This window comes from Butyrivibrio fibrisolvens, from assembly GCF_023206215.1.
In the GTDB taxonomy this organism is placed as follows: Bacteria; Bacillota; Clostridia; order Lachnospirales; family Lachnospiraceae; genus Butyrivibrio; species Butyrivibrio fibrisolvens_C.
The window spans coordinates 1,391,639-1,404,439 of the sequence record NZ_CP065800.1; the positions used below are offsets into that span (position 1 = coordinate 1,391,639).

The 12,801-nt window shown below is 39.8% G+C and carries 11 protein-coding genes; 9 read left to right on the forward strand and 2 right to left on the reverse strand.

The genetic code is table 11. From position 1 onward, the window contains the following. Positions 1-32: 32 nt before the first annotated feature. From I7804_RS05640 to I7804_RS05665, 6 genes are all read left to right on the forward strand, one after another. Positions 33-1,232: an ATP-grasp domain-containing protein gene (locus I7804_RS05640; RefSeq protein ID WP_248405399.1), complete on the forward strand. Its 1,200-nt coding sequence runs from the start codon at positions 33-35 to the stop codon at positions 1,230-1,232. Positions 1,233-1,294: 62 nt separating this feature from the next. Then, on the forward strand, positions 1,295-2,344 hold the full coding sequence (locus tag I7804_RS05645) for a hypothetical protein (RefSeq protein ID WP_080659061.1): 1,050 nt from the start codon (positions 1,295-1,297) through the stop codon (positions 2,342-2,344). A 20-nt stretch (positions 2,345-2,364) separates the two neighbouring features. Then, positions 2,365-3,522 carry a hypothetical protein gene (locus tag I7804_RS05650; RefSeq protein WP_248405402.1) on the forward strand — a complete coding sequence of 386 codons (1,158 nt, stop codon included), beginning with the start codon at positions 2,365-2,367 and terminating at the stop codon, positions 3,520-3,522. A 55-nt stretch (positions 3,523-3,577) separates the two neighbouring features. Beyond that, positions 3,578-4,228, forward strand: a complete 651-nt coding sequence (locus I7804_RS05655; RefSeq protein WP_248405403.1) for a hypothetical protein — start codon at positions 3,578-3,580, stop codon at positions 4,226-4,228. A 173-nt stretch (positions 4,229-4,401) separates the two neighbouring features. Beyond that, positions 4,402-5,352: a glycosyltransferase family 2 protein gene (locus tag I7804_RS05660; RefSeq protein WP_248405404.1), complete on the forward strand. Its 951-nt coding sequence runs from the start codon at positions 4,402-4,404 to the stop codon at positions 5,350-5,352. A gap of 63 nt (positions 5,353-5,415) precedes the next feature. Continuing rightward, positions 5,416-6,756, forward strand: coding sequence for a lipopolysaccharide biosynthesis protein (locus tag I7804_RS05665; RefSeq protein ID WP_248405405.1), 1,341 nt, complete (start codon positions 5,416-5,418; stop codon positions 6,754-6,756). 364 nt (positions 6,757-7,120) lie between these two features. On the opposite strand, the gene pseC is transcribed toward I7804_RS05665, so the two are convergent. Together pseC and I7804_RS05675 are read right to left on the reverse strand one after the other, a co-directional pair. Beyond that, positions 7,121-8,317, reverse strand: a complete 1,197-nt coding sequence (pseC, locus tag I7804_RS05670) for a UDP-4-amino-4,6-dideoxy-N-acetyl-beta-L-altrosamine transaminase (protein WP_248405408.1) — start codon at positions 8,315-8,317, stop codon at positions 7,121-7,123. 90 nt (positions 8,318-8,407) lie between these two features. Further along, positions 8,408-9,466: an SGNH/GDSL hydrolase family protein gene (locus I7804_RS05675; protein WP_248405409.1), complete on the reverse strand. Its 1,059-nt coding sequence runs from the start codon at positions 9,464-9,466 to the stop codon at positions 8,408-8,410. 204 nt (positions 9,467-9,670) lie between these two features. On the opposite strand from I7804_RS05675, the gene pseB reads away from it, so the two are divergent. The 3 genes from pseB to I7804_RS05690 all read left to right on the forward strand — a co-directional run bounded on the left by pseB (position 9,671) and on the right by I7804_RS05690 (position 12,743). Beyond that, positions 9,671-10,666 carry a UDP-N-acetylglucosamine 4,6-dehydratase (inverting) gene (gene pseB, locus I7804_RS05680; RefSeq protein ID WP_248405411.1) on the forward strand — a complete coding sequence of 332 codons (996 nt, stop codon included), beginning with the start codon at positions 9,671-9,673 and terminating at the stop codon, positions 10,664-10,666. A gap of 87 nt (positions 10,667-10,753) precedes the next feature. Next, entirely contained in the window at positions 10,754-12,094 is a 1,341-nt protein-coding gene (locus I7804_RS05685) for a sugar phosphate nucleotidyltransferase (protein ID WP_248405412.1), read from the forward strand. Between the two features lie 145 nt (positions 12,095-12,239). Further along, positions 12,240-12,743: a GNAT family N-acetyltransferase gene (locus tag I7804_RS05690; RefSeq protein ID WP_282570520.1), complete on the forward strand. Its 504-nt coding sequence runs from the start codon at positions 12,240-12,242 to the stop codon at positions 12,741-12,743. Positions 12,744-12,801: the final 58 nt, after the last annotated feature.

Consider the following 12,801-nt stretch of genomic DNA (forward strand, 5'->3'; position numbering starts at 1 on the left):
GAAATAACTCAAAGTAATAAGAGGCTTAAGACATGGCTAAGATAATGGTAATCGCCGGTGGTGACTGGCAGATAGAACTTATAAAAAAAGCAAAGGCAATGGGACATTATGTAATATGTTCTAACCTATACGAGGTATCACCTGCGTTCCCATATGCAGATGCCTGCGAAGTATGCAATGTACTTGATAAGGAAGGTAACTTAAGGATTGCCCAGAAGTATCAGCCTGATGCAGTAATATCAGATCAGAGCGATATCGCAGTTCCAACAGTTGCATATGTCAGTGAGAAGATGGGACTTCGAGGAATAGGAACTGAGAAGGCAAGGCTCTTTACAGACAAGGGTATCATGAGAGAGTTTGCAAGTAAGAACGGAATTAATATCCCTAAGTACAAAGTATGTAAGAATGCAGAAGATGCGCTTGATATGCTTGAAGAGTTTGGCAGGATCATCATAAAGCCTCTTGATTCCCAGTCAAGTCGCGGAGTATTCACGATCACTAGTGTAGAAGAGCTCAAAGAGCATGTTGAAGAGACAATATCATACTCTAACAGGGAGAAAGTATTCCTGGCAGAAGAGTATATAGACGGCGATGAGTTCACTATTGATGGCCTTGTAGTTAATGGCAATCACTATCCTCTATGCATCTCCGTCAAAGAGATGTACAAGCAGAACATGAATATCTCTAAGACTCAGACTTATACCTATTCAAGCCCTGATCACGACTACGATCTTCTTAGAAAGACTAATCGCGACCTTATCATGAAAGCAGGACTTCCATTTGGTCTGACTCATTCTGAATATAGAAGTCACAATGGCAAGTATTATCTCATAGAGGCAGGCGCAAGAGGCGGCGGAAGTAACTTATCAGGCAAGATAGTTCCCTTTATGAGCGGTATTGATAACTATGAGTATTATATCAAGAGCGTCTTGGGAGAGCCTGTAGATGAAGAGCCTTTAAAGAACCTCCACCTTCCTGAGAAAAAAGCTGTTATCATGAGATTCTTTGATTTTGGTGAAGGTACAGTTAAGAGCGTAGAAGGTAAAGATTTCCTCCTTTCATCCAAGAATCTTATTGATTATCAGCTTAATGTTAAGCCGGGTGATGAGCTTAAGAACCCTAAGTACGGAAGACTTCGCCCGGGTCACTTTATTATCGGTAATGAAGATTATGAATCTCTTAAGCTTGAAGCTAAGGAGATCATCGACAAGGTAAGAGTGGTTTTTGATTAATATTTGTTTTTATAAGTCTATTTCATTATCAACTTTTGGGTTGACCTATTTTAAGGAGTATCATGAAGATATTAGATACCACAATCAGAGACGGTAGTTATGCCGTAGACTTTAAATTTTCATGCAGTGATGTCAAGATGTGTGCCCGCGCTGTAGAAAGGCTCGGAATTCCCTATTTTGAGATAGGGCACGGACGAGGCCTTGGCGCCAGCAATGCTGAGAACGGTTTCTCACTCAACACTGATGAAGAGTACATGAAGACAGCACGTGAGAATCTTAAGAATACCAAGTTTGGATTCTTCTGTATTCCGGGCGTTGCTTCTTTTGAAGATATAGACCTTCTTGCAGCAAATGGAGGATTTTTTGTCAGGATCGGTGACAATGCTGATCAGATAGAAGATACCATTCCATACATAGAGCATGCTAAGAAAAAAGGGCTTATGGTCACTGTCAATTACATGAAGACCTACATTATCACTCCAGAGGAGTTTGCAACTAAGGCAGTAGATCTCCAGAAGGCAGGCGCTGACTGCGTATACGTAGTTGACTCTGCAGGCTGTATGCTAGAAGCAGATATACTTGCTTATAAAAAAGCTCTTAGAGAAAAAAGTGATATAGCTATTGGTTATCATGGTCACAATAATATTGGCCTTGCAGTTAGTAACTCACTTGCCTGTGCTAAGGATGGCTTTGATATCATAGATACTTCTTTCCAGGGACTTGGAAGGAGTATTGGTAATACTGCAACAGAGATGTTCGTAATGTCTGCTCTAAGGGAAGGTATAGATGTTGGAACTGACATAGATATTCCAAGACTCCTTGAGTCCGGATTTACCTTCATAAGGAATGCTACAGACAGAGCACCTCAGAATCCGCTCGATCTTATATGCGGCTATGCAGGCTTCCATTCAGGATATCTCAAGGATATATATAAGTGCAGTGAAGATAAGAATGTTGATCCTCTAAGGCTTATAATCGCCTATGCTGACAAGAATCAGAAGTCCATGGACAGGGATCTTCTCTATAAGGTAGCTGAGACACTTCCTGTAGATACAGGCATCAATCCTTATAGTTTCAGACAGTATTTTAAGAAGACTTATTCTGTAGACTGAGTAAAATCAAGGTAGATTGTATGAAAACATATGGCGGTTTTATGCCCTTTGAACTTAGTAAGGGGCAGGAATATTATAAATATAGTGAAGATCATATTCAATACTATAACAGCGGCAAGACTGCTGTGTATTACTGCCTCATGCAGATGAAGCCAAAGAGACTCTTTGTTCCAAGGTATTATTGCCCATCTACCAAAGCTGCTATTGAAAAGGCTGCAGGTGAGATTGGAACTGAGGTTATATATTATCATGTATTTAGAGACCTGTCTGTGAATCTTCCTCGTAAGGCGATATGCCCACCTACTGAGAATGTTGTTGCTGATACACCGAAGATAGCCAAAGATAATGAATCATCTCAGGCACAGTCAAGCAATGAAGATCATCTTGATGAAAATAGAACCTTCTCGAATTTCGATCTGTGCTATGTCAGAACTTCTGAAACACTTGACTTCTACCATGATCAGGTAGAGCTTACTTCAGAAGATGCAGTGCTTGTAGTCAACTATTTTGGAGTATGCAGATCCCACGTAGATAAGTGGCTGTTATTGGGAGTTAATCTTATAATAGACAACTGCCAGGCTTTCTACTCAGAGCCTGTTATGGCAGACAATGTCCTTAACTTTTATTCATTCAAAAAAGATTTCGGAACTCCGGACGGCGCTTTCGTTATCGGCTCTCATGTTGAGAACTATCATCTAGAGCAGGAGGATGGCATATCCAAGTGTGACTATCTTCTAGGAAGCCTTGTAGAGGGAACTGACAAGTGGTATAAGCGCAAGAAGGAAGTTGATGAAGAAATCGCTTCTGATAAGCTCCAGGCATCTAAGATAACCAGGATGATGATAAGAGCAATTGATTATGAATACGTGAAGGATAGGAGAGTAGCTAATTTTAAACTCTATGAAGAAGCCTTCAGGTCAGCTAATCTTATCAAAGCAGATAACGACAGTGTCCCTTATCTATATCCGCTTAATATCGGAGTTGATATCAGAAAGAGACTTATAGAGAATAAGATATTCGTTCCCACGTTATGGGCTGATACACTTGAAGATGAGTTTGCAGGTACTGATGAGTACCTTCTGTCCAAGAATACTCTGTTCCTTCCTGTGGATCAAAGATATGACGAAGAAGATATAAAATATATAATAGATATAGTGAATCGTATGGCTGAAAGGTGATCATCCTAAGGCGAGAGATTATTAGTTATATATGATGTAATGGAGATATAGGTAGATGAAAGATATTGCTGTCATTGGCACAGGTGATTTTGCTTCAATAGTATATCAGATCTTGCGAAAGCATGAGAGGAATGTTGTATGCTTCTGCGTTGATGATGAATATCTTAGTGATGATAATACAAGCTTTTGGGATATTCCTGTGATAGGAAGGTCAGAGCTTATTAAGATATACACGCCTGATACTACAGAGCTTGTAGCAGGTTTCATCGGATCTCCTATGTTCGATATAAGGCAGAAGAAATGCGATGAGTACAAGGCTCTTGGTTATTCTTTTGCTAACGTGATAGATACAGATGTATCCTATGCTGTGCAGATCGGCGAAGGTAATGTGATAATGCAGAATGTATCACTTGGATTTGATACACATATAGGTGATGGTAATATCATATGGCCGGGCGTGGTATTCCCGCACAACAATTATATAGGCGATTACAACAACATAGCGCCAACAGCCTCACTTTCCGGATATGCTAAGGTCGGAAGCCACTGTTATATTGGTAACAACGCTATTATTAAAAATAGGATTACTGTTAATGATTATACTTTTGTGGGCGCCGGAGCATATATACGGCATGACACGGTATCAGGTACTACTATCGTTCCGCCAAGGTCTTATGAATTGGACAGGCCTGATACGAGATTGTAAATAATAATTGATAGAGCTTTGAATATATTATAGTGAGATTGAAGCAATAATAGATTGACGCATTAATAGATTGAAACATAAATAAGTAAATGATCAGGTTTTTATTTACTTGATCATCATTTGAGCTTACTGAGTTTTATTTAGACTTAGTTTCATATTTGGGAGAATTGATTTTGAGAAGAGTATCCTTTGTAATACCATGTTATAACTGCGAGAAGACAATAGAGGCAGTTACAACAGAGATAAGCCAGTTCGCTGGCAGTCATGATATAGATGCGCAGATAATCCTTGTGGATGACGGATCTGCAGATGGTACCTGGAAGACATTGCAGGGACTATGCAGCAAGAATGATCGCATCAAGGCAGCATCTTTTTCCAAGAACTTTGGACAGGCATCTGCGATACTTGCTGGCCTATCTATGGTATCAGGAGATTATGTGTTCTGCATGGACGATGACGGACAGGCTCCTGTTGAGGAGATCTCTAATTTCCTTGATAAAATAGATGAAGGTTATGATGTAGTCTTTGCTAAATACAATAAAGTTCAGCAGAATTTTTTCCGTAACTTTACTTCAAGGATCAATGCCTGGATGGCAAGAGTTCTTACAGAAAAGCCAAGAGGTGTTGAGACTGCAAGTTTCTTCTGCATGAGAAGGTACGTAGCTGATAATATGATCAAATATGACAGACCATATCCATATATAAGCGGTCTCATATTCCGTATCACTCACAATGCTACTAATCTCCCTGCCCAGCAGCGTAAAAGAAAAGAAGGAAGAAGCGGATATACTTTTAAAAAGCTCCTTGGACTTTGGTTCAACGGCTTTACATCTTTTTCTATACTGCCGCTTAGATTCGCTACTGCCATGGGATTTTTCTTCGCAGCATTCGGAATTATCTTTGCAATAGTGACTATAGTCAGGAAGCTCCTTAATCCCGCTATTCAGGCAGGTTACAGTTCTACGATAGCTTTCCTTGCATTCCTTGGTGGTATCATCCTCTTCTGCATAGGAGAGATGGGAGAGTATATTGGAAGAGAATATATGTGTACCAGTCGTAAGCCCCAGTATATCGTGCGTATGAAGGCTGGCTTTGAAGACAAGAATGATGAAGTAAAAGAGTAATATTATTGTAGTTAGATTACCAAGATAAATTTATCAGAAAAGTTAGCATTAATACGTCTTAGGATGTTTTGCGGAAATAACGAATTTGGAATAATATATGTCAGAATCAAAAAAGGATTAAAAAAAGATTTTCTATGGAATCTTATAGCTGAAGGAATAAGCGCAGGACAGTCTGCGCTTATTCTTGTTTTTATATCAGCTTGTATGAGCATCAACGATGCAGGAATATTCTCTATAGGATATGCTATATCAACGATCGCCTGTGTGATAGGTGCGTACGGTGTTCGTAATTATCAGGTCACTGATGTTAATAACAGATACAGATTTAAATCTTATCTTGTGGCAAGGTTATTAACGATATTTACAAGCCTTGTCCTTGTGTGTATATATCTGGGAATACTGCTATTACGATCCAGCTATACGATCCCCAAGGCAGTAGCTGTTATCCTCATATGTATCTGGAAGCTGGATAGCATCTTTGAAGATGTTGTATATGGCATGTACCAGCAAAGAGGGTATCTGGCATTAGGGGCAAGGACATATGCTATAAGACTTATGTCTTCAACAGCTCTATTTTGCATCCTGACAGTTACAGGACTTGATCTTATATCTATCCTGATGATCGTATGTATCTTCAGCTATATTGCGACTCTAGTGAGCTTCAAGCTGACATATCCATATGTTAAGGGCGCTGTGGATACTACCGGTACTAACGATATTAGAAATGATAATAGCAGAAGCTTTAATGGAGATGGAGCTTATAGCGTCCTTACAGGAGTCAGGCAGATCCTGATACAGTGCCTCCCGCTTGCTATAAGCGGAGCTCTTGGCAACTATATAGGCAATGCTCCAAAATATTCTATAGACTGGTTCATGGATGACAGCGCTCAAGCTATATTTGGATACATCCTCATGCCATCCTTCGTGATCCTCATCCTCAGTAACTCTGTATACAGACCCATACTTCCAAGTTTAAGTGAGTTATATAATAAGGGAGATGGCAAAGCCTTTGGCAGAAAACTTAGCAGACAGCTCTTAGTGGTCGGAGCTATGGCCCTTGTGATACTTGCAGGAGGATTTCTTATTGGAATCCCCGTTCTGTCTATCTTGTACAGCACAGACCTCTCTCCTTACAAGACCGAGTTTATGCTGCTTCTCTTAGGCGGAATAGGCTATGCACTTGCAACCTTCGCTTCAGCGATCCTGACAGTCATGAGAAGACAAAATACAATCGCTATATGTTACGGAGTATGCGCTATAGTATGCTTTCTGAGTAGCAAGAGCCTTATAACCCTGGCAGGATTTACAGGTGCAGTTATCCAGTATGACATATGCAACCTATTCCTTGCAGTTATGCTATTTGCAGTTATCGCATATTCTATAAAGACCAAAGACACAGAATAACATAGAAAAGCGCTGTGTACTAATGCTATATCGAGCTTTGGGTATAGCATTTATACACAGCGCTTTTTATTGATTTAACTTTCCTGTTTGGATTGGACAGAAACCTCTAAGGCTTTGCCTAGGCGGGAAGAAGATAAATAATTGCCACGCTTTTAATTGTTTTATAAAATTCATGAGCATGATAGATGAAGTTTTTTTATTCTGTCAGGGGTCCACATGTCTGAGCGAAGCGAGTTTGGACCCCAGAATAAAAAGCGCCAGATATCATGCCATGAATTTTAAAACAATTAACAGCGTGGCAATCATTTATCTTCTTCCCGTCTAGGCAAAGCCTTAGAGGTTTCTGCGCCGCTTAAGTATGAAATTATTTACGGTAATTTTCCACTATCTTTTTCACTGCGTGGATGACATCATCTACATCCTTGTCTGTAAGTCTTGGATAGAGCGGTATACTCATGATACCCTTATATACCTTCTCTGCATTAGGACACAGCCCCTCTTTGTAGCCAAGACTCTTGTAATAAGGGAACCAGTAAACAGGCACGTAGTGAACCTGGCACTGGATGTTCTCAGCGCTCATAGCATCGAAGAACTGACGACGTGTGCAGTTTAATTTCTCAAGATCAAGCTGTATTATATACAGATGTCTTGATGTATCTGACTTTGGAGTATTCTTCTGGACTATTATCTCAGGTATATCCTTAAAGGCTTCGTCGTACTTTGCAACAATCTCTTTTCTTCTTGCTACAAAAGAGTCTATTTTCTTAAGCTGACTGCAAAGAAGTGATGCCTGTATATCTGTCATACGATAGTTGAATCCCAGCATCTGCTGCTCATAGTACCAGATTCCCTCGTGAGGGCCTTCCAGCATCTTGCTTTCATCATGCTCCATTCCATGTGAACGAAGAAGGAGGAGCTTTTCATAATATTCTTTGTTATCAGTAAGGATAGCACCGCCCTCACCGCAAGTAACTGTCTTGACAGGATGGAAAGAAAAACAGGTCATATCTGCAATAGAGCCTACTTTCTTGCCATCATAGCTTGAACCTATAGAGTGAGCTGCATCTTCGATGAATACAAGATTGTGCTTCTTGCATATCTCTTTGATACGGTCAGCTTCTACTACCTGGCCTGTGAAGTCAACAGCTACAACTGCCTTGGTGTTAGGAGTGATATGAGCTTCGATAGAGTCAGGATCTATATTGTAGGTATCAGGATTGATATCTGCAAATACAGGTCTTCCGCCGCAGTACAGTGCACAGTTAGCACTTGCCATAAACGTAAGAGGAGTTGTGATAAGTTCATCTCCCTGACCTATGCCTGCAACAGCTGCAGCAAGGTGAAGAGCTGCTGTACAGTTAGATACAACTACAGCATATTTTGCTCCTGTATATTCGCAGAGCATTCTCTCTGCTTCGTCAACTTTGGGACCGCAGGTTATGTAGTCACTAAGAAGAGTCTTTTTGACTTCTTCTGCATCTTCTTCTGTGACCCACTGACGGCCATAATAGAGTTTTTCAGGACGGACAGGTGTGCCGCCTTCTATTGCAAGTTTTTCCATTGTTTGTTGTTACCTTTCAATATTTATGTTGATTACCATTTTTGGTGATAAAAAATATAATGATCTATATCTTGATTTGATATAGCACTATTATTTTTCGCTTTCCAGCTTATAATCGTCGATGTTATATGCGACTTCGATTTCTGTATTGTCAAGGCCTAGCTGTTTGTTGATCATATGTGCTACAACTGCAGCAAATGTATTTCTTCCGGCTCTTGAAAGGTGAATACCGTCATCCTCCATATAATCACTTATTGTCTGGTCGTTTATGTTCATGATTGCGCTTCCGAAAGCATCGAATGATACGCTGTCATGAAGAGGACTGAGCTGGGTACATCCTGCACAGTAATCCATGTATCGACCAAATGCATTGGAATATGTATTGCCACTTCCAAGCGTAGAGCCGTCTTCACTATAGAACATTGAATATACAGGACTGCAAAGGATGATCCTTGCATTGGGACTTGCTTGTACGAGCAGATCCAGACCAACAGTCATTGCATTTATATAACAGGTTGTATCAGATTTTTTATCATCATTTACCAGAGCTTTGCCCTGAATAAAATCATTGATTCCATACTCTACGACATAGTAGTCTACGTCGGCTGGATCGAATAGGAAGGCTTCTGCCTTGGCATCCGGGAAGTTGTTGAAGAAGGTGTCGTCCATCTGCCCGTTAAGGAACTTGGCAGTATTAACAAAATTCATACTGGTATCATTGTCAGTTCCAAGAGCTGTAGTTGCTGTTACACCGCTGCATCCAAGATTGATAACATTGGCATCAGTACCTAGGAGAGATTCTACATAATACGAAATAGAAGTATTATCTTTCCTCCCAAGATCGAATTGATCATCTCCAAGAAATACTACTGTTGGAAGAGATGAATCGTAGTCGGCAGTAGTATTGGTGGTTGACTCAGTAGATGCATCTGATGTAGAGCTGGAAGAAGCGCTACTAGCAGATGAAGATGAATCCTTTGTTGAGAGATCAGATGTTGTAGCAGTAGAGGATTCATTAGAGAGAGCATCTGCCCTGGTGATAGTTCCGGATGTATCGACGCCGCTTTTGATAGTTGTATCTGTGCTGCATCCGGCAATAGTAAATGCTGTTATTAATATAGGTAATGTGAATTTAAATTTGTGTTTCATGATTGTGTACACGTCCTTTTTAGTTGGATTACTTAGGATTGCTGATTACTCTATCATATTATAGTTATTAATACTGGTGCCTGCAAATTGCAAATATCGTATAATGTTGCTATAATATTCTGTGTTTTTGCCTTCTGCTATATGAAGGCGTGTTATAAAATACTATTATAACTGATTCCTACGCGGATTAAGGAGAAAATTTGTATGTTAAACAATAAGACAATTCTTGTAACGGGTGGTACAGGATCATTTGGTCATCATTTTGTTGATTATGTTCTGGCTCATTATAAACCTAAAAAGATTATTATATATTCAAGAGATGAATTTAAACAGTTCAATATGCAGAATGAGTACAAAGAGTATAGCGATATTCTGCGTTTCTTCATTGGAGATGTCCGTGATGAGGCACGCCTTCATCGAGCTATGAAGGGTGTTGATTATGTGATCCATGCAGCTGCTCTTAAACAGGTTCCTGCTTGTGAATATAATCCTAATGAAGCAATCAAGACCAATATCAATGGTGCCATGAATGTTATCAATGCATGCCTTGATGAGGGTGTTGAGAAGGTTGTAGCTCTTTCTACAGACAAGTCAGTTAACCCTATTAACTTATATGGTGGTACCAAGCTTGTATCAGATAAGCTTTTCTGTGCTGCTAACGCATATTCAGGCGAGGGTGGCCCGAGATTCTCTGTAGTTAGATATGGTAATGTTGCAGGCTCTCGCGGATCTGTAATACCTTTCTTCCAGAATATTATTGATAATGGTGGAACAGAACTTCCTATAACAGATTTCCGTATGACACGTTTCTGGATCAGTCTTGAGCAGGGAGTTGAACTTGTTATCAAAGCACTTGAAGACAGTAAGGGCGGCGAAACATTTATCTCTAAGATCCCTTCTTTCAAGATCACGGATCTTGCTAAGGCTATGAAGCCTGACTGCGTGCTCAAGGAAGTTGGTATCAGAGAAGGTGAGAAGCTTCATGAGATCATGGTAACTGCAGAAGATTCTGCACGTACTTATGAGTATGAGAAGAATTATATAATCTATCCTCATTATAATTGGTGGAGCGATTCTATGATCGTCCCCGGTGGAAAGCTTGTAAAGCCTGGATTCGAGTATTCGTCAGGTAATAACGAAGTATTCCTTACAGTAGAAGAGCTTCAGGCTAAGCTAAAGACAGATCTTGATAAGCACTGATTTGGGTTTATAGGAGTCAAATGGATTTTGACTCCTTAATTACAATTTGATTTATAGCGTAAGTGGATATAAGGATTGGAGTTACTGATGCATATAGTATTATTATCAGGTGGAAGCGGTAAGCGCCTTTGGCCTCTTTCCAATGATGTTCGTTCTAAACAGTTTATAAAGATGTTCCATAAGGATGGAGCTGAGAATACAACAGATCCTGAGGATCTTGAATCTATGGTTCAGCGTGTATATCGCCAGATCAAGGAAGCTGATGATACTGCAGATGTTACCATAGCAACAAGCCGTCATCAGGTATCTGCCATAAGGAATCAGCTTGGTGACAAAGTGTCTGTATGCGTTGAACCCGCAAGACGTGATACTTTCCCTGCTATCGCTCTTGCAGCCAGTTTCCTTCACTATGAGAAGAATATCAGCAGGGATGATACTGTTATAGTATGTCCTGTAGATCCATATGTTGACAGAGAATATTTCGAGTGTTTCAAAGAGCTTGACAGGATGACAAGCCAGGGTACATATTCTCTTAATCTTATGGGCGCTGAGCCGACATATCCCAGTGAGAAGTATGGCTATATCATTCCTAATAGCAAAGATCATATGAGCAGTGTAAAGGAATTTAAAGAAAAGCCTGATGTAGAGACAGCTAAGAAGTATCTTGAAGAAGGCGCTCTTTGGAACTGCGGCGTATTTGCATTCAAGCTTGGATATCTTCTGGATAAGGCTCACGAATTGCTTGATTTTGAAGATTATAGGGATCTTTCTAAGCACTATGAGGATTCTAAGAAGATAAGTTTTGATTATGCTGTAGTTGAGCATGAATCTTCCATAGGAGTTGTAAGATATGACGGTCAGTGGAAGGATATCGGATCCTGGAATACATTTGCAGAAGAGATGCCTGATAAGATAATCGGCAATGCTCAGATGGATGATACCTGCGAAGACAGTAATATTGTAAATGAGCTTAATGTACCAATTCTTGGAATGGGTCTTAAACATATGATAATAGCTGCGTCTAATGATGGAATTCTTATATCTGATAAGACTCAGTCCAGCTATATCAAACCTTTCGTAGAGAAGATGGATCAGGATATCCGCTATGCAGAGAAGTCCTGGGGCAGCTTTACAGTAATAGATGTTCAGCCGGAAGCTATGACTATCCGTGTAGAGCTCAAGCCTTCACACAAGCTCAACTATCATAGTCACGAGCATAGAGATGAAGTATGGACTATCATGACAGGAGAAGGTGTTGTCATCCTTGATGGTAAGAGAAGGGATGTCTCTGAGGGAGATGTTATCAGGATGCCTGCAGGATGTAAGCATACTGTAATAGCCAAGACACATATGAAGATAATAGAAGTTCAGATGGGACATGAGATCTCTGTAGAAGATAAGATCAAGTATTCTTTTCCTGAATTTTAAGATTGTAATATAGACATCATTTTTTCTGGGTTACTAAGAGAGTAGGGATCTGTTCGATTTAACTTGTATTTATAATAATTTCTACTAGCGGGGACAAAATTTTGATGAATAAAACTAAACTGGTACCAATTGTTGGAAAAAAATAATACTTAGACCTATAACTCTAGATGATACAGATCTAATTGTGAAATGGAGAAATAATCCGTCTGTAGTGCAGAACTTTATTTTCAGAGAGAAATTCACCAGACAGATGCATGAGAATTGGATACACAATAAGGTTGAGACTGGTCAGGTGATCCAGTACATTGTCGAGGAGAAAAAGACAGAAAGGCCAATAGGTTCGGTTTACTTTAGAGATGTTAATGAACTGTATAATAGTGCTGAGTTTGGTATCTTTATCGGTGAAGATGATGCAAGAGGCAAAGGCTATGGTAAAGAGATTACATCATTATTCGTGAGATTTGGTTTTGAGACGCTTGGCCTTCATCGCATACAACTTCGGCTTGTTAAGGGGAATGCTGCAGCTGCAAGGACATATACCAGTGTCGGTTTTCAGAAGGAAGGCGAATTCAGGGATATGGTCAAGCTTGGTGACGAATATAGGACAGTTTTATTCATGTCAATTCTTGATACAGACAGTAGAGATTGATTAAAGATCATTTGAAAGTAGTTTTATAAGATAGTAATTGTATGAATTGTTTAGGAAT

What these genes read in the sequence shown, in the direction of transcription:
- I7804_RS05675 (WP_248405409.1), bottom strand. Translation starts at nt 9,466, where the DNA reads ATGAAACACAAATTTAAATTCACATTACCTATATTAATAACAGCATTT.
- pseC (WP_248405408.1), bottom strand. Translation starts at nt 8,317, where the DNA reads ATGGAAAAACTTGCAATAGAAGGCGGCACACCTGTCCGTCCTGAAAAA.
- I7804_RS05665 (WP_248405405.1), top strand. Translation starts at nt 5,416, where the DNA reads ATGTTTTGCGGAAATAACGAATTTGGAATAATATATGTCAGAATCAAA.
- pseB (WP_248405411.1), top strand. Translation starts at nt 9,671, where the DNA reads ATGTTAAACAATAAGACAATTCTTGTAACGGGTGGTACAGGATCATTT.
- I7804_RS05640 (WP_248405399.1), top strand. Translation starts at nt 33, where the DNA reads ATGGCTAAGATAATGGTAATCGCCGGTGGTGACTGGCAGATAGAACTT.
- I7804_RS05645 (WP_080659061.1), top strand. Translation starts at nt 1,295, where the DNA reads ATGAAGATATTAGATACCACAATCAGAGACGGTAGTTATGCCGTAGAC.
- I7804_RS05685 (WP_248405412.1), top strand. Translation starts at nt 10,754, where the DNA reads ATGCATATAGTATTATTATCAGGTGGAAGCGGTAAGCGCCTTTGGCCT.
- I7804_RS05650 (WP_248405402.1), top strand. Translation starts at nt 2,365, where the DNA reads ATGAAAACATATGGCGGTTTTATGCCCTTTGAACTTAGTAAGGGGCAG.
- I7804_RS05655 (WP_248405403.1), top strand. Translation starts at nt 3,578, where the DNA reads ATGAAAGATATTGCTGTCATTGGCACAGGTGATTTTGCTTCAATAGTA.